Source organism: Parvularcula oceani (assembly GCF_000733125.1).
Taxonomy (GTDB): domain Bacteria; phylum Pseudomonadota; class Alphaproteobacteria; order Caulobacterales; family Parvularculaceae; genus Parvularcula; species Parvularcula oceani.
Map to the genome: position 1 here is coordinate 40728 of NZ_JPHU01000016.1, position 16456 is coordinate 57183.

Below are 16456 nucleotides of genomic sequence, written 5' to 3' on the forward strand. Positions count from 1 at the left end.
CTCATCGGGGAAAGGCGAGTTCTCTCTTCTCCGCCAGGATGCAGATGGCGCAGTGGACGATGGCGCGGAGGTTGAGCGCTTCGGCGCCGCGGGCGATCAGCTCACCCCTCATGCGGTTCAGCTCGACAGCGGCTTCTCCGACCAGTTGCATGGAGGTGGGGTCGGGCGCCTTGGCGGGCGGCTGCGTGGCCGGAGAGCAGCCCCCATCATGCGCGCTGATGATCTCTTCGGGCGTCGCGAGCCGGACGGCGTGACGAGCGACGTCGGCGATGCGTCCGTCCGAGACGCCTTCGGTGCAGAGCCGCACGCGGGCGCGGCGGAGGCAGTCCTGGAAGTGCGGATCGCCACTGAGCCTAATCTGATGCCGCTTGGTGGTCATCGTCTCCGTCGCTTGCCTTCCTCCTGCCTGCCTCCGAGAGGAGGCGAGTTCCGTCGCCATCTCGATCGATCCCCCTTCTAACGATGATTCTGGCCGAAGCGCGGCCAATCCTCATGACTTGCCGATATGGCAAGTTCTCTGCACCTCTGGCAATTCCCAGTGACGGAAGAGCGACGTTTGAAGGTGTTCTCGCACCTCTAGCGAGAATCCAGTCGCACTCTTCGGCTAATGCGCGAACAGCTTGCTGTCGCTGCAGATGATCTGCCGACAGGGCAACATTCCTGACACGGAATTCCTCTTCCAGCGCAGCGCTTTTCGGGGTCTCCTCTCCCTGCCGCCGATGGTGGCGGCGCGAAGAAGGAGACCCTCATGGTACCAACAACTCAGCTAGGGCCCGGTTCCGAACGGATGGCTCAGGGCGCCGTGCTCGCTCTGATGGCGCTGTTCGCCCTGGCCTACTTCTATCTGGGTCCGGCGCTCGCCGGCACGGACACGACGTTCGACACGGCGACCTCGACGGTCGCGGGCTACATCAACGGCTCTGCCGGCAAGCTCGCCGCCCTCGTGGCCCTCGGATACGGCGTCATCCGCATGGCGACGTCCGGCTGGTCGCTCGGCCATGTCGGCGTGCCGATCGCCGTCGGCATCTCCGCCGGGATCGGCGGACCCATCGTCCAGTCCTCGGTGACCGCGATCATCTGAAGACGGACAAACCTTCGCCCCAACCATCCACTCTAACCAGGAAAGGACGACCGACCTCACCGTCTAGGAAAAGCACTGAAGGCGCGCATGCGGGGGGTACCCCCCACGGAACCGGCGCGGCTTCGAGTTCCAAGGCGAGGCGTCCCGTCGTCATCGAAGATCACCCATGGCGCAGGCCGACCGCACCCGCATCCCGGCGACCCTCGACGACCCCGAGAAGCTCGCCTTCTGGACCATCGACGAGTTCGTCCTGCTGATCGGCGGCTTCATGCTGGGGATCCTGCTCGGCCGCTTCGTCGAGGGCATCCTCCTCGGCTTCGCCGCGGTCTTCGCCATCAAGAAGTTCAAGCGCGGTGAGAGCCTCCGGGCGCTCCGCCACGCCGCCTACTGGGTGCTCCCTTCCGGGCTCTTCGGCCTCCAGGCGACGCTGCCCTCGCACAAGCGCGACCTGGCCGGGTGAGCGCGATGCAGACTTCCGTCTCCTACACCCGCCTGCGCTCGGCGATCCGCCAGCGGAACGTCCTCGCGACGGCGGCCTCGGTCCTGACCCTCACCGTCCTGATGCAGGCCTTCATGATCCACAGCCGCGAGACGCGCGTGATCCTGACGCCGACCCTTCATGCCGAGACCGCGCTCAGCTCCGGCGCGCCAGGGGCCGACTACCTCGAGCAGGTGACCCGCGACGTGGCCGGGCTCTTCCTCAACCGCCACCCCCACAACCTCGGCTACTTCCGAGAGAACATCCTGCGGCTCGCGCACCCCTCGACCCACGGCTCGATCGAGGCCGCGCTCCTCGAGACCGAGCGGCGGCTCATTGCCACGAAAACTTCGACCGTCTTCTACCCGGCGGAGATCTTCGTCGACCCCGAAAGCCTCTACTCGGAGATCCGCGGCGAGGTGCACACCTATCTCGGCCCCGACCGGGTCGAGACCGAGCGCGCCGTCTACGCCGCCGACTGGCGCTTCGACGCCATGCGTCTCTGGCTGGAGGACTTCTACCCGATCACGCCAGAGGAGGCGCAAGCGATCGACGCGCCGCTGAGCAAGGCCTCTGCGGGGGATGTCCGGTGACCCGCGCAAGCTCACTCGCCGCTACGCTTCTCGCGACAGCCTCGGTTCTTGTCGCTCCAGCTGCGGCGCAGCAGATCGTCGAGGCGAGCGATGGCGGCGTCGTCTCAGGCTACGTCTCGGCCTCGGGCGTCACCCGGCTCAGCTTCACCGGCGACAAGGCCGCGAGCGCGCCGATGGCGCAGGGCGGCGGCGGGCCCGGCTTCGCCTTGGTCCACGAGCCTGGCACCGGGGACCTCTACCTCACCCTGGAGCGCGAGCCGCGCCCCGGCGAGCGGGCAGGGGCCGTCTCCTTCTTCGTCACCACTGAGGCCGGTTTCACCTACCAGGTGGAACTCGCTGCCAAGGATGTGCCCTCCACCCAGATCGAGGTGCGGAACGTCCAGCTCGGCATCCGCCGGGCCGAACGAGCTGCCACGGCGGCACCCTTCGAAGCACGTGTCGTCGCGCTGACCCGGGCCATGTGGTCGGGCGCGCTCTTGGACGGGTTCGGAATCAAGCGTCCGGTGAGGCGCGAGCGCGCGGCAGGATCTCTCCGCGTCGCCGTCGCCGCGGTGTATGAAAGCGCCGACCTCACCGGCCGCGTGCTGACGGTCCGCAACTCGAGCCGGGGCACCATCCCGGTCCGCGAAGATGCCTTCCTCGCACCGGGCGTCGTTGCCGTCACCCTGAAGGGTCCGACCGAACTCGGCCCCCGTCAGTCCACGCAGGTCCTCGTCGTCGACCGGGGAGGCGCAAGGTGAGCGAGGAGAACGAGAAGCGCCTCACCCGGCAGCGGGTCCTGATGTACGGCCTCGCCAGCGTCGCCGTCCTCGGTGCAGGCGTCTGGGTCTTCTCGGGTGACGGGAGCGACAACCGCTCGCGTGCCGAGGACCTTCGGCGCCGCACCGCCATGGCGGACGTCATCAACCCGCCTGGCCTCGCCGACGACTTCCTGTCGGAGACGGGCGTCAGGATCGCCGCCCTCGAGAACGGCCTGTCGCGGATCGAGGCGGAGCGGAACGAGCTGAAGGAGGCTCTGCGCGCTCAGGAACTCCAACTCGCCGCCCTTCGTGCCGAGAAGCAGAGCGACCGCAACTCGGCGAACGCCGCGCTCGAAGACATGGCCTCGCGCCTCGCAGCAGCCGAGGGGCAGGGGGCCGACCGATCCGCTCCGGGGATGCCCGTCCCGCAAGGTTCCGCACCGGGCGATCCCTTCGAGCGGCGGGGCGTCGTCACGGCGGCGCCCCAACCTTCGCCTACGGGTGTCGCCGCGCCGACACAGGCGGTGCTGACGGAGCCATCGCCGCGCTCGCTCTCCATCGTCCGCTTCGAGACAGACGCCGAGCGCTTCGAGACCGGCGTCCTGGAACCGGCCGTCTTCGACACCACAAGCGGCGACTACGTGCCGCCCAACGCCTATGCCGAGGCGCACGTCCTGGTCGGCGTCGACATGTCGACCGGCGTGCGGCTCTCGGCCGACCCGAAGCCCGTCCTGCTGCGCATCACCGGGCCCGCCTACTCGGTGCTGCAGGGGGGCAAACGTCTCGATACCGACCTCACCGGTTGCCTGGTGAACGGGGCGGCCCATGCCGAGCTGTCGTCCGAACGTGTCTACGTGAAGCTGCAGAAGATCACCTGCGACCGGGGCGACGGCGTCGTCGCCGAGAGCCCGGTCCAGGGCTACGTCTCGCAGCTCGGCAAGGTCGGCGTACGCGGGCGGGTGGTCAGTCGGGAAGGCGACATCGTCTCCAAGGCGCTCGTCGCCGGCGTGGTCGGCGGCTTCGGCCGCGGGATCTCGCGCAACACCGACCAGATCTTCGGCGCGGGGCTCGCCGGCGGCGGCAACACCATCATCGGTCAGGAGCCGCTGTCGGCGGGCGAGATCGCCGTGGGCGGCCTCGGCGAGGGGCTCTCGACGGCCGCCGACACCGTGTCCGACTACCTCATCGACCGCGCCGAGCAGTACCAGCCCGTCATCGAGATGCCGACCGGCATCGATGTCGAGGTCGTGTTCCTGAACGGCTTCTACGCGCGGGGGGCGAAGTGATGCGCACTGCCTTTCCGCGTCCGAGATTGCAGGAGGCAAGGGCGCCACGCTCTGCCCCCGCCAGCGCCTGCGGCCACGACGTCCCTCCTCTCTCCCCAGGGACCGGCCGCCGCCTCCTGCAAGCCCTCATCACCCCTCTTGTTAGGACCATCGGCAGACCGGTCGAGGCCGTGCCGCCGCACGTCCACCGCGCCTTCTACCGCGGTGCCGTCCTGGTCCTGACGAGCGGCAGCGACAGGAGGATCCAATGGGTTTGGAAAGACGAAGAGGCATGTTGACGGTCGGTCTCGGTGCAGCTAGTGCGCTCGGCCTCGCCGCATTGGTAGCGGGCGCGGGAAGCGCTCAGACGGAGAACCCGCCTTCGACCGAGGCCTCCTTCGCCGCGCGCTTCCCAGAAACCACGCCCGACGTCATCGCCTGCGAGGGCTTCGGGCCCCTGTGCCAGGTCATAGCCGGGCGGACGGTCTTCTACATCGACCCCGAGGCGCGGCACGCCTTCATCGGCCACCTCTACGATCTCGAAGCGGAGCGGGACCTCACCGCAGTGGCCCTCGAAGCGCTGGCTCCCGAAGAGGCGGTGGTGTCGGAAGCGGAAGCGGAAGCGGACGCGACCGCGGCTGCCGCGAAGGCCGACTGGGACGCGCTGCCCTGGGACAGCGCCGTTCTGCGCAACGAGGGCGGCCGTCTCAAGGTCGCGGTCTTCTCCGACCTCAACTGCGGCTACTGCCGCCAGCTCTCCGCCGCCTTGGACGAGGCCCCCGACATCGAAGCACGGGAGTTCCTGATGGGCATGGCGGGGTCGGAGCCCGCGAGCCTAGCTGTCGGCTGCGCGGACGATCCGGAAGCTGCGATCAGGACCTACTACCGCGACCAGTCTCTCCCCGCAGCGAGGTGTGATCGGAACATCGTCGAGCCTGCACGCCAAGCAGCGCGTGCCCTCGGTCCGCTGATGCGCGGCACACCGACCTTCGTCCGGCCCGACGGCGCGGTCACCAGCGGCTTCAGGGACATCGAGAGCCTGCGCGCCTGGCTAGAGGAAGGCGTCAAGCAAGAGGGAGGCGAGGGATGAACCGCCTGCGGAACATCATGCTTGGCGTCGCGACCCTCGGCGTCACCGGCTGCGCCGGTGCCGTCAAGCTCGACAACGTCGCCGGGAGCTGGACCTGCCCGCGGGTGGACGGCGTCTGCGCCGAGATCGCCGCCATCGACCGGGGCTTGGGCGCTACGCCCTCCGCCCTGGTGTCCATCGCAGCTGGTGCGGAAGGGGACGGGTCGGCCCTCACCCAGATTTACCTCGATGGTGGTAGCGCCTCGCTGCCCTCACGGACGCCGGACCAGGTGGCGCGGATCGTCTTCGCGCCGAGCGTCGACGCTGAGGGCCACTACCACGGTGCGCGGGTCGTCTACGCTGTGATTACGCCTGGTCGGTGGATCGCGAAGCCTGCTGCGACGAAACCCACTGCCAATCCCGTCACCGCACAGGCCACCTCAACGTCACGACCTATGCAGCCGACGGAAGTCGGAGTGGCGACCGACGGGGCGCGGTTAGAACGGAGTCATCAGTCCTCAGACGGAATAGAACGTCAGACTACGAACCTGACCGTGGAGGCGACCGATGCGCGCTGACCCGCTCGGCCTTCTCGACCGTGTAGGTGCGGCGCTGACTGGCGAGGGCTCGCTCTTCGACGGCGTCCGCCGGGAGACGAGCCTCGACCGGCTCTCGGAGATGCTGCCCTACCGCCTCCATGACGAACAGGCCGGGCTCTACCTCAACGCCCGCTCCTGCGGCTTCGTCCTCGAGATCGTGCCGCTCCTCGGTGCCGACGACGCGGCGGTGGCGGTGCTAGCGGAGACCCTGTCCGAAGGCATCCCCGACCACGCGCATCTTCAGATCATCAACTGGGCGAGCCCCAGGATCGGGCCCGTCCTCGACGGCTGGGCCGCGGCGCGCGGCGGCGAGGCCGGCGTTCTGAAGACCATGGCCCTCCACCGCGTGGACCATTTGCGCGCCGGCGCCTTCGAGAGCCTTTCCCGCGAGGCGCCCTTCCTAGCGCGGCAGTTCCGGGTGTTCCTCGCGCTGGGGCTCGCGGGCGACGCGGACCAGGCGACCCGCGAGCGCCTCGCCGAGCTGCGCGCCAACATCGCCCAGGCTCTGAAGAGCATCGGCGTCGCCTCCCGCGAGGTCGGCCCTGACGCCCTGATCCGCTTCCTCGACGACGTCCTCAACCCGCGCCTGGGCATCGGCCGCGGCGAGGCAGCCTATGACGAGAGCGAACTGCTCGGCCGGCAGGTCGTCCGGCCCGACACCAAGGTGCGGGTCGAGGCCGACCGGCTCCTTTTCGACACCATCGCCGCGGCGGACCGCTCGCCCTTTGCCGACCCGGAGGGACCGGGTCTCCTCGACTACGACAACGCCCGCTTCGACGTGCGCGCCTTCTCGGCGCGCAAGTTCCCCGAGCGCTTCCATCAGGCGGGCATGGCGAGCGCCATCGGTCATCCCCTCACCAAGCAGCTGCGGCTGCCCTGTCCCGTCCTCTCCTGCCTCGCGATCTCCTTCGGCTCCAAGGACGGCGCCGCGGACTTGGTGGGCGCGAAGTTCGGCCGGGCCGAGCAGCAGGCGGGGACCAACATGGTCCGCTTCCTCCCCGAGCTCTCGGAGAAGGCTGAGGACTGGAAGTGGGTCCGCGAGCACGTGCGCGGCGGCGCTCGGCTCGTCCGCGCCGGCTACTTCCTCGTCGTCTTCGCGCGGGAAGGGGAGGCCGAGCCCGCCGAGCGCGCCCTGCGCTCCCTCTACAAGAACATGGGCTGGGACCTCGCCAAAGACCGCTTCGTCGCCGCGCAGAGCTTGGCGGCCTGCTTGCCCCTGACGCTGGCCGACGGGCTCGGCGCCGACCTTCAGACGCTCCGGCGCCTGCGCTTCATGGTGACAGACACCTGCGTGCAGGTCGCGCCGCTCCAAGGCGAGTATCTCGGCGGCAGCCGTCCCGACCTCCTGCTCCTCGGCCGGCGTGGCCAGCCCTTCTTCTGGTCGCCCTTCGCCAACGAAGGGGCGGGCAACCACAACGTCTCGATCATCGGCTCGTCCGGGTCCGGCAAGTCGGTCCTGATGCAGGAGCTGGTCACGGGGCTGAGGGGCGCCGGCGCCGCCGTCGTGGTGATCGACGACGGCGAGAGCTCGAAGCACACCTGCCGGGCGCTCGGCGGGCGGCACGTGACCTTCACCTTGAAGGACAGCGTGTGCCTCAACCCCTTCTCGCTCCTCGACGAGACCAGGGCCGCGAAGGACAGCGACTACCGCGCCGAGAGCCTGACCCTGGTTAGGGCCATGATCGAGCAGATGGCCAAGGGCGAGGAGCGCGCCAGCGCCGAGGAGCGCGGCCTGATCGACGGCGCCGTCTCGGAGGTCTGGAAGGCAGCGGGCGCCAAGGCCGGGATCGACGAGGTGGCGGAGATCCTGCGCGGCGCGGACGGCCCTGGCATCAAGCTCGCCAACGCCCTGAAACCTTACTCGTCCGCGGGCCTCTACGGCGCCTTCTTCAACGGCGAGGCGTCCCTCGCCATCGACAACCCGCTCACCGTCTTCGAGATGAAGGACCTCGACGGGAAGACCGAGCTGCGCGCCGTCGTGATGCTGGCGCTGATGTTCCTCATCAACCAGCGCATGATGCGCGACCGCCGCGAGAAGATGGCGCTGGTCATCGACGAGGCCTGGGCCCTGCTCGGCAAGGGCGCGGCGGGCGACTTCATCGCCGGCTTCGCGCGGCGCTGCCGCAAGTATGGCGGCGCCATCATCACCGGCACCCAAGGCATCGACGACTACTACGCCACCGACGGCGCGAGGGCCGCCTTCGAGAACTCGGACTGGACGATCCTCCTTCGGATGAAGCCCGAACCCTTGGCGCAGGTCCTCAAGAACGACCGGCTCTCGATCGACGAGGGCACGGCGGACCTCATCCGGTCGCTCTCGGTCGTCGATGGCGAGTACTCCGAGCTCCTGATCATGGGGCCGCAGGGACGCCATGTCGGGCGGCTCGTCCTCGATCCCTTCTCGGCAGCGCTCACCTCATCCTCCGCCACCACCTTTGCCGAGATCGACCGCCTGGAGCAGTCGGGCCTCTCCACTGCAGAGGCCGTCGAGCGGGTCGCCTTCGGCGGTACAACGCGGGGTACGAGCAAGGAGTCTGTCCATGCTGCGTGACCGCCTCGAGCTCCGCCGCCTCGTCGGCACCGTCCTCGGCGAGGGTGTTCACGCCGTCCTGCTGGCGCTCGGGCTCATGACCGCGCTGGCTTTCGCCCTCACCGGCTTCGACGCCCTGGCCACGGCGCGGTTCGTCCACAATGCCCTCGGCCGGGTGATCGAGGCCGAGCCGACGCGCCAGGCCCGCTTCGGTCTGGCGTTCGCGCTCGCTCTGTCAGCGAGTGTCCTCATCATCCTCGCTGTCCGTCTCATCGACTGCCAGGCAGAGAAGGGGAGGGCGGCATGACCGAACAGCTCCCGACTATCGTCCAGACACGGATCGACGAGCGGACGAGGCGTCTCGCCTTGGGCGGTACGGCGGCTGCACTCTTCATCGGCGGCGCCGCGCTGGTCCTCACTATACGTCAGCCCGAAGCGCCCGTGGTGGTCTCGGTCTCGATGACCTCGCTGGTCGAGGAGCACATGCTGGCGACCGTGGGCCAGGATCTGAGCCAGGGAGAGGCCGAGCGCCGCACGGCGGAGTTCTCCTTGGCGCTGGACCGCGCCGTCCGCGAGCTGAGCGAGACCGGCCCGGTCCTGGTCCTCGCCTCGGAAGCCGTGATCGGCGACGGCGCCCCGGACTTCACCGAGGACATCCGCCAGCGGACTCGCGCGATCGCGGCGGAGCTGGCCGGACAGCGCGGCGAGACCCTGCCGCCGCCCGGCGCCGTGCCCGCCTACGAAGCCGCCTTCGGACGCCTTGAGGCCGAGACCGAGGCCCTGGCTCGCGAAGTCCGCGGGATGCCGGTTCCGCCTGTAGGAGGTACGCCATGAGCGCGGCCGTCCTCTCCCGCCGCCAGCTGGGCCGCCGCTGGCGCCGCCTCGGTCTCCTCGGCGCGTTGCTCGCAACTGCGGCGGGCGTAAAGGCAGCCGCGGCGTGGGAGCGGGATTCGTACCTCTCCTTCAACTGGACGGAATCGCTGCCCTACTGGGTGTTCCTGGTCGACGAGACGGCGGAGCCCGAGACCGGCGACTATGTCGACTTCTGGCCGCCAGACAATCCGTACTATGACGGCATCTCCTTCGTGAAGCGGATCGCGGCGGGGCCTGGCGAGCGGGTCGCTTGCGAGGGACGGACGTTCCTCGTTCAAGGTACCGAAGTCGCGCGCGCGAAGACCTACAGCCTGAGGGGCGAGCCTCTGGCACCGGGACCGTGCGGCACCGTGCCGGCGGGCCACTACTTCGTGGTCACGCCGCATGAGGACAGTTTCGACTCGAGATATGAGGAGATCGGCTATGTACCGCGCGATCGCGTGCGCGGCGTGGCTCGGCCTCTCCTCTGAGGCCGCCGCGCAGGACCTCGGCGCCCAAGACTTAGGGGTCAGAGGTCAGACCTTCCCTGTGACCGAGCCGGACCTCTTCGAGGAGATCGCGGCGAAGTTCGCCGCCATGGAGGCCAGCGGCGAAGTCGATGCCGTGAACCGGCGCCTCAAAGAGCGCGCGCTCGCCTCGGCGGAACGGCCACCGCGCATCGCGAGTGTCAGCGCCACGACCGAACCGCGGGCCTTCCACTTCGATCCGACCGTCACGCTGAATGCCGACATCACCACCCCCAACGGCCAGGTGATCGGGCGGGCAGGGCAGCGCTTCAACCCGCTCGACTACACGCCGATGCGTCAGCGGATGATCTTCTTCGACGGCGACGACGCGGCGCAGGTCGCGTGGGCCAAAGAGGAGATGGCGGCCGCCGAGACCCTAGTCTCGCCGATCCTGATCGGCGGCCCGGTGCTCGACCTTACCCGCCAGTGGGAGCGACAGGTCTTCTTCGACCAAGGCGGCAGGCTGACCGGCCGCTTCGGCATTACCCAGATCCCGGCCCGGGTCTCCCGCGACGGCGACCTCCTGTTGATCGAGGAGGTGAGACCGTGAGACGTTCGCTATTGGCAGCCCTCGCCGCGCTTCTGACCGCCTTCGCGAGCTCAGCCAATGCCGGTCCACCGAAGTGCGGCGGCACCTTCGTCAACCCGATCACCGACATCTGCTGGTCCTGCCTGTTCCCGATCTCCCTCGGCGCCGTGCCGATCTGGCCCTCGGACCGTCCAGACACGAAGAATCCCGCCTCGCCGATCTGCTTCTGCCCGATGGACGTGCCGCCCTTCGTCAGGCCCGGCCTCGCCGTCGGCTACTGGGAACCGACCCGGCTGATGGACGTCACCAAGAAGCCCTACTGCTTCACCAACCTCGGCGGCACGCGGATCGATCTCGGGCTTTCCATCGGCGGCAAGGCCTCGGGCCAGTCGGACAACGGTGATGATACTGGGTCGTGGCACGTCCACTACTACATGTACCCGCTCATCTACTGGCTGAACCTGCTGACGGACTTCGGCTGCATGCAGATGGCCGACTTCGACCTCCTCTACCTCACCGAGATCGATCCCCTCTGGAACAATGACGAGCTGACCTTCCTCTTGAACCCGGAGGTCGTCGTCTTCGCGAACCCGATCGCCCAGGCCGCCTGCGCCGCGGACTGCGTCGCGGCGTCCGCGCACCTGCCCGTCGACGAGCTGTTCTGGTGCGCAGGCTGCCACGGCTCGATGTACCCGATGAACGGCAACATCGCCGCCGAGTACGGCCACGTCCAAGGCGCGAGCCTCGCCGCCGAGCGTTTCCTCTACAAGCTCCACCGCCAGGGCCTCGGCTGGCGGCACTCAGGCGCCGGCCACCTCTGCCAGAACTGGCCGAACCCGATGATTGCGAAGTCCGAGTACCGCCTCCAGCTCGTGAACCCCGTGCCGAACGTCGCTGGGCGCTGGGCCTGCCCGACGCTCGGCGCCTCCAACGTCCTCTACGAGGCCGGCAAGACCATCCCCGTCATCGGCGAGGATTACGGCTTCCTCGTCTGGCAGAAGGAGAGCTGCTGTGTCTTCTGATCCGCGCAGCCTCGTCTTGGCGTTGGTCGTCATCTTCGCGCTGGCACCCTATGCCCAAGCGCAAGACAAGAGCCAAATCGGCCGTGAGCGGATCGAACAGGCCGTCCGTAATGCCGAGGACGAGGCAGCGACCTTCGCGAGCGAGGTGGCAAAGCGCGCCGAGGCCTACGCCGACGATGCGCTTGCCCTGTCCGAGGCCGTCACGGAACGGATGGAGGATGTCGAAACAGGCGCAAGGGCGGAAGGCCCGATCGACGTCCATGCGATGCTCGCTGGTGCGCCGACGATCGCGGAAGCGGCGAGAGCGGAGCCGCCCGCCGCCGGGGTCATCGTCTTCGCGAGCTTCGCCATGCCCGAAAATAGCCTGCGCGCCCTCGTACGCGACGCCCACGCGGCGGGCGTCCCGGTCTTCCTGCGCGGCTTCAAGGACGGCAGCCTCGGCGCCACGGCGAAGGCCATGCGCTCGCTTCTGGGCCCAGACGGCACGGTCCAGGCCTCTGCGACCGCAGGGCAGCCCCTTGGCGGGGTTGCGATCGACCCACGGGCCTTCCGCGTCTTCGGCGTCGCGCACGTGCCGGTCTTCGTCGCGACGGACCACGCCCTGCCGGACTGCGACGGCCTCGACTGCTCGGCGCCCCCGCCGCCTCACGCGCGGATCGCCGGGAACATGTCCCTCACGGCGGCGCTCGAAGCGCTCGCAGAGGAGGGGACAGTCGGCCGCGACACGGCGCGCGCCGCTCTTGCACGACTGGGGGATCGGCCGTGATCGAGCGCTGTCTCTGCCCCGCGGGGCTCACCTGCATCGCCGTCTTCGGCGTCGCGCTCGCCGCGTGGCTCCAGGCCTTCCCGAGATGGCCGGTCCTCGCCTGCGTCTACAAGATGATGATGGGCGCGGCGATCTTCGTATTCGTTCTCTTCGTCCCAGCTCAGGCGCAGGACATGAGCCGCGATGAGGCGAAAGCCGAGGCGGAGGCTTTGGCTTCAGGCCTCGAGCCTTCGGTGACGAGCGGTGCGACCCAGTCCGTCAACGGCGACACCGTGCCCGGCTTCGTGACGGACGCGCCCCCCGAACGAGCGCACTACGATGCTCCGTCCGGCCTGGAGAGCGCTGGTCGTGCCGCCATGGTGACGAGCGAGGAGAGCGCCTTCGTCACGGACTCTATGGCTTCGCGGCCCACGGTCAGCCCGGACGAGCTGGCGACCTGGACGGCGAACGGCCTCGCCATCGAAGCCGACGCGACGAGCCTGGTGACCGAGTATGGCGGCACCTACGGTGATTGCACCACGACGATCGCCGGCGGGACCGCGACGCGCTTCACCTATGCCTGCAACGAGGGCGAGACGCTGCTGGAGTTCACCGACAGCTGCGAGATCGTGCTGACCGTCAGCGTCGGGACGGATTACCGTCACCAGTGTCGCGGGGTCTGGCTCGCAGGCGACCGCTCTTGGGAGTGGGAACCGCACTGCTACGCGATCGTCTCGGAGCCGTCCTGCGGTGCCCTCACCAAGGTCTCTGGCGGGACTTGCACGCCCACCTATGACGGCGGCTTCGCGCGCTGCACCGACGAGGTCTGGCAGGCGGTGTGCGGCACCGAGACCATCGACGGTGTCCCGGCAGCTGGCTCTGTTCGGCGACCACCGACGGATACTCTCGACCGCGCCGCTTGCGACGCGATGGATGCGGACCCCGATTGCCGCTTCCTTGGCGAGGTCTGTCTCGAACCGGTCGAGACGCGGGTAATCGACGGCGTGCCCGTCACGCGCGACTGCTGGCGTTGGAAGCGGTCCTACGAATGCGCGTCGCTCGGCGGCGTGGTGGACGACTGCGACGTGCCGCCAGGATGCACGCTTGAAGAGTCGGTCTGCCTCTCGACCGACGACGCCACGGGCGAGTGCCGGACCTGGGAGCGCAGCTACGCCTGCGAGGCGTCAGGGCCGCCGAGCGGCGCGGTCGGCTACTGCGAGGAGGACGTCTACTGCATCGATGGCGACTGCGAGGCGCTCGTCCGTCCGCAGAACGATGAGTTCCATCAAGCGGTCTCGGCGCTCGAGCTGCTAGGCCAGCTCGAAGACGACGCGGACCCTGCGACCCTCACCGTCTTCCCCGGCGAGTACGCCAAGTGCGACAAGGTCGTCGCGGGACTACAGAACTGCTGCTCGAACGATGGCTTGCTGACCGACATCGGCTTCGGGTGCTCGAGCGACGACCGCGCCCTCGCCGACAGCCAGAAGGCAGGGCTCTGCCACTACGTCGGCACCTACTGCTCGGACAGGACGCTCTTCGGCATCTGCCTCAAGAAGCGGAAGACCTTCTGCTGCTTCTCCGGAAAGCTCGCGCGCATCATCCACGAGCAGGGCCGGCCCCAAGTGGGTTGGGACTGGGGCGAGGCGAAGTCGCCGGACTGCTCGGGCTTCACCGTGACGCTGTTCCAAGCGCTGGACCTGAGCCTGATGGACTTCTCCGAGTTCTACGCGGGCGTCCTGGACAGCTTCACTCCGCCGAACGGCGACGCCGCCGCGGCCGCCATCATCTCGAACATCACGAGCGCCTATGCCTGCCCGCCGAACTGCTGAGGTGATGGCCGCGTTCGCCCTAGTGGCGATAGCGCCGCCCGCCGCCGCGCAGGCGTCCGGCGGGCCCATCGCCCCGGACACGGTCTACTGCGGCGAGCGCAAGCTCGGCCGCTACTTCTACTGCGACCGGCCGAGGCGCGCGCGGGAGAGCGCGCCCGACGTGATCGAGAGCGTCTCGTCCTCGCCGCTGACGGCGAAGGAGGAGGTCGGCGCGATCCAGGAGCGGCTCGTGGAGCTGCGCGCGGAGGCGGTGCTGCGACCGACGACTGAGAGCGTCTCGGCCTACATCCGGTTCCAGCGCGAGCAGCTCGACCGGGCGAGCACCTTCTCGGACGTCTGGCGCCGGGCCCTCTGGTCCGACCCGAGCCTCGACTACACCCTCCAGCGGCCCGTCAGCGGGGTCTCGAAGCGCGCCTGGCTCGACGCCAGGAAGGGCGACCGGAACGAGATCCTCGCATCGCTCGGCGACCGCTACGGCCTCTTCTACTTCTACGCGGCGTCCTGCTCGGCGTGTCAGGAATTCTCGCCGATCTTACGCGGCTTTGCCGACGCGCACGGCATCAGCGTGAAGGCCGTCTCCGTTGACGGGGGGCCGAGCCCGCACTTCCCTGGAGCCGTCCTCGATAGCGGTCAGATGGCGAAGCTGGGTCTCGGCGGCGCGCCGACGCCGGCCCTCGCGCTCTTCGACACCGAGACCCGGGAGGTGACGCCGGTCGCCTTCGGCGTGGTGGCGCAGTCGGAGCTCGAAGAGCGCATCTTCGTCCTGACCCGGACCGATCCCGGAGAGGACTACTGATGGGCGCGCCGCTGCAGAATGCTGCCTCCGTTGAGCCCGCCGATCTCGAGGCGGCGATGGAGGCCTGGCTGAAGGCGCGCGGCGTCGCGCTGGTGCGGATCCCCAACCGTGAGCGCGCCGCCGCCGTTCAGCGGCTCGCCCTCAGAGGAGAGCCGTCCCGGCGCCGGGCCCTGCGCCTCGTCGCCCTCTGGTCCCTCGCGCCGAAGACCGGATGCGGCGCCCGAGACCTCTCCGTCCGCGACATGGCGGACTTCATCGCCGCCGAAGGCTTCGCCCTGATCGACGCCTGGGGCGAGCCGACGCTCACCACCGAGGAGACAAGCTCATGAACCCGATCTTCCGCCTGACCGTAGGTCTAGCCGCTTGCGCAGTGCTGTCCGTTGCTCCCGTCCAGGCACAGGTCGCCGACCACATGGACGACTTCTGGGACGACCTCGGCGTCGCGGCCAACGTCACTGGGCCCTCATCCTTCGAGGGCCAGCGTGCCGGCTACTACACCCTCGGCAACGTCTACGTCCGCACGCCTCAGCGGACCCTGAACCCCGTCAGCGTCCAGATGCCGGGCTACCGTGCGGGCTGCGGCGGCATCGACATCTACGGCGGCGGCTTCTCCTACGTGAACTCAGCCGAACTCGTCGCCTTCATGAAGTCGGTGGCGAACAACGCAGCGAGCTTCGCCTTCCAGGTGGCGCTCGAGACCATCTCGCCGGTGATCGCCGAGAAGGTGGGCGAGCTCCAGTCCGTCGCCCAGCGGATCAACCAGTTCGCCATGAACTCCTGCGAGTCCGGGCAGATGGCCGTCGCCGCGGTCTGGCCGAAGTCCGACCAAGCCAGCCGGGTGATCTGCGAGGCGTCCGCCTCCCGACGTGGCCTCTATCCCGATTGGGTCGCGGCCCGGCACGGCTGCGGCTCGGAAGGGGGCCGAACGAGCGTCTTGGCTGGCGCTTCCCCGGACGAGAAGGCGTCGCTGCCCCAGAACATCAACATCGCCTGGGACGCCCTCAAGAAGCACCCCGTCATCTCCGGTGACCGCGAGCTGATGCAGTTCCTGATGACGCTTTCAGGGACGGAGATCTTGCGTGCCGGAACCGATGACGACGCGCAGCAAAGCTACCAGTTCCTGCCGTCCAAGATGCTCGACCCCGGCGTGATCTCGGCCTTCCTCGACGGCGGGACGGTCGAGATCTACGAGTGCGACGCCGACCCCGAGGATCGGTGCCTCAATCCGACCGCCGGTGCGACCGTCACCATCGCTGCCGCCGACGGTCTACGGGCCCGGGTCGGTCAGATGCTCGCCGACATCATGGGCAAGGTCCGGACCCGGACGGCGCTGACCGCTGAAGAGCAGCGCTTCCTCAACGTGACCTCCCTGCCGGTCTACAAGATGATCAACGTCCACGCGGCCTATGAGGGCGTCTTCGCCGACCAGACGATCCAGTCTTATGCCGAGATCATCGCCGTCGACCTCCTCTACGGCCTGTTCGACGGCTACGCCGAGATGCTGTCCGAGGCGGGCTCGACCGCGACGGCAGGCGACCGCGATGCGGTGGCGAACTGGCGCGAGCAGCTCGTCCGTCAGCGCGAGTTCCTGGTCCAGTACCAGATCGAGAACAACGCCCGGGTCGAGGTCGTCGAGCAGGTGATCGCTCGGACACAGGCCATCGAGCGCCAGCTCGCGGGCCGCCTCTCCAAGGACCTCGCCGACACCTATCAGTTCTCGCGCAACGCGGCCTACTGATGACCTCGCACGCAAACACCGCCTGGCGGCCGTCTGATGCGTCGCCATCATGCTCGAAGGCTC

Annotated in this window: 19 protein-coding genes; 18 read left to right on the forward strand and 1 reads right to left on the reverse strand. The window is 68.8% G+C overall.

Features of this window, described 5'->3' with window-relative positions:
- Position 1: 1 nt before the first annotated feature.
- A complete protein-coding gene (locus tag IE88_RS0114400; RefSeq protein WP_031555790.1) occupies positions 2-379 on the reverse strand; it encodes a hypothetical protein in 378 nt (125 codons plus the stop codon).
- A 369-nt stretch (positions 380-748) separates the two neighbouring features.
- Here IE88_RS0114400 and IE88_RS0114405 point away from each other — a divergent pair, with 369 nt between their 5' ends.
- The 18 genes from IE88_RS0114405 to IE88_RS0114490 all read left to right on the forward strand — a co-directional run bounded on the left by IE88_RS0114405 (position 749) and on the right by IE88_RS0114490 (position 16393).
- Positions 749-1081 (forward strand): membrane protein, encoded by a 333-nt coding sequence (locus IE88_RS0114405; protein WP_036767428.1) that lies wholly within the window; start codon positions 749-751, stop codon positions 1079-1081.
- A 166-nt stretch (positions 1082-1247) separates the two neighbouring features.
- Positions 1248-1541 carry a type IV conjugative transfer system protein TraL gene (traL, locus tag IE88_RS0114410; RefSeq protein WP_031555795.1) on the forward strand — a complete coding sequence of 98 codons (294 nt, stop codon included), beginning with the start codon at positions 1248-1250 and terminating at the stop codon, positions 1539-1541.
- Between the two features lie 5 nt (positions 1542-1546).
- The gene (locus tag IE88_RS0114415; protein ID WP_031555797.1) at positions 1547-2152 is read left to right on the forward strand and encodes a type IV conjugative transfer system protein TraE; all 606 of its coding nucleotides are present in this window, start codon (positions 1547-1549) and stop codon (positions 2150-2152) included.
- Positions 2149-2892: a type-F conjugative transfer system secretin TraK gene (locus tag IE88_RS0114420; protein WP_031555798.1), complete on the forward strand. Its 744-nt coding sequence runs from the start codon at positions 2149-2151 to the stop codon at positions 2890-2892. The genes IE88_RS0114415 and IE88_RS0114420 overlap by 4 nt, the downstream gene beginning before the upstream one ends.
- The gene (locus tag IE88_RS0114425) at positions 2889-4178 is read left to right on the forward strand and encodes a TraB/TrbI/VirB10 family type IV secretion system protein (RefSeq protein ID WP_031555801.1); all 1290 of its coding nucleotides are present in this window, start codon (positions 2889-2891) and stop codon (positions 4176-4178) included. The genes IE88_RS0114420 and IE88_RS0114425 overlap by 4 nt, the downstream gene beginning before the upstream one ends.
- Positions 4179-4449: 271 nt before the next feature.
- Complete coding sequence (locus IE88_RS0114430) at positions 4450-5247, forward strand: DsbC family protein (RefSeq protein WP_031555803.1); 798 nt, start codon at positions 4450-4452, stop codon at positions 5245-5247.
- Positions 5244-5804: a TraV family lipoprotein gene (locus tag IE88_RS0114435; RefSeq protein ID WP_031555806.1), complete on the forward strand. Its 561-nt coding sequence runs from the start codon at positions 5244-5246 to the stop codon at positions 5802-5804. Before IE88_RS0114430 ends, IE88_RS0114435 begins: the two co-directional genes overlap by 4 nt.
- On the forward strand, positions 5794-8376 hold the full coding sequence (gene traC, locus IE88_RS0114440) for a type IV secretion system protein TraC (RefSeq protein WP_051882318.1): 2583 nt from the start codon (positions 5794-5796) through the stop codon (positions 8374-8376). The genes IE88_RS0114435 and traC overlap by 11 nt, the downstream gene beginning before the upstream one ends.
- Positions 8366-8662: a hypothetical protein gene (locus IE88_RS0114445; protein ID WP_031555811.1), complete on the forward strand. Its 297-nt coding sequence runs from the start codon at positions 8366-8368 to the stop codon at positions 8660-8662. The genes traC and IE88_RS0114445 overlap by 11 nt, the downstream gene beginning before the upstream one ends.
- Positions 8659-9189 (forward strand): TrbI F-type domain-containing protein, encoded by a 531-nt coding sequence (locus IE88_RS0114450; RefSeq protein WP_031555813.1) that lies wholly within the window; start codon positions 8659-8661, stop codon positions 9187-9189. Before IE88_RS0114445 ends, IE88_RS0114450 begins: the two co-directional genes overlap by 4 nt.
- Complete coding sequence (locus tag IE88_RS0114455) at positions 9186-9698, forward strand: S26 family signal peptidase (RefSeq protein ID WP_051882319.1); 513 nt, start codon at positions 9186-9188, stop codon at positions 9696-9698. The genes IE88_RS0114450 and IE88_RS0114455 overlap by 4 nt, the downstream gene beginning before the upstream one ends.
- Complete coding sequence (gene traW, locus IE88_RS0114460; protein WP_031555817.1) at positions 9652-10284, forward strand: type-F conjugative transfer system protein TraW; 633 nt, start codon at positions 9652-9654, stop codon at positions 10282-10284. The genes IE88_RS0114455 and traW overlap by 47 nt, the downstream gene beginning before the upstream one ends.
- Positions 10281-11285 (forward strand): conjugal transfer pilus assembly protein TraU, encoded by a 1005-nt coding sequence (gene traU / locus IE88_RS0114465; protein ID WP_031555819.1) that lies wholly within the window; start codon positions 10281-10283, stop codon positions 11283-11285. The genes traW and traU overlap by 4 nt, the downstream gene beginning before the upstream one ends.
- Positions 11275-12051: a type-F conjugative transfer system pilin assembly protein TrbC gene (gene trbC / locus IE88_RS17585; protein WP_051882320.1), complete on the forward strand. Its 777-nt coding sequence runs from the start codon at positions 11275-11277 to the stop codon at positions 12049-12051. The genes traU and trbC overlap by 11 nt, the downstream gene beginning before the upstream one ends.
- A complete protein-coding gene (locus tag IE88_RS0114475; protein WP_031555824.1) occupies positions 12048-13859 on the forward strand; it encodes a conjugal transfer protein TraN in 1812 nt (603 codons plus the stop codon). Before trbC ends, IE88_RS0114475 begins: the two co-directional genes overlap by 4 nt.
- Positions 13837-14655 (forward strand): conjugal transfer protein TraF, encoded by an 819-nt coding sequence (locus IE88_RS0114480; RefSeq protein ID WP_081871702.1) that lies wholly within the window; start codon positions 13837-13839, stop codon positions 14653-14655. The genes IE88_RS0114475 and IE88_RS0114480 overlap by 23 nt, the downstream gene beginning before the upstream one ends.
- A complete protein-coding gene (locus IE88_RS18275; protein ID WP_031555829.1) occupies positions 14655-14984 on the forward strand; it encodes a hypothetical protein in 330 nt (109 codons plus the stop codon). The genes IE88_RS0114480 and IE88_RS18275 overlap by 1 nt, the downstream gene beginning before the upstream one ends.
- Entirely contained in the window at positions 14981-16393 is a 1413-nt protein-coding gene (locus tag IE88_RS0114490; RefSeq protein WP_036767429.1) for a conjugal transfer protein TraH, read from the forward strand. The genes IE88_RS18275 and IE88_RS0114490 overlap by 4 nt, the downstream gene beginning before the upstream one ends.
- The last annotated feature ends 63 nt before the right edge of the window (positions 16394-16456 follow it).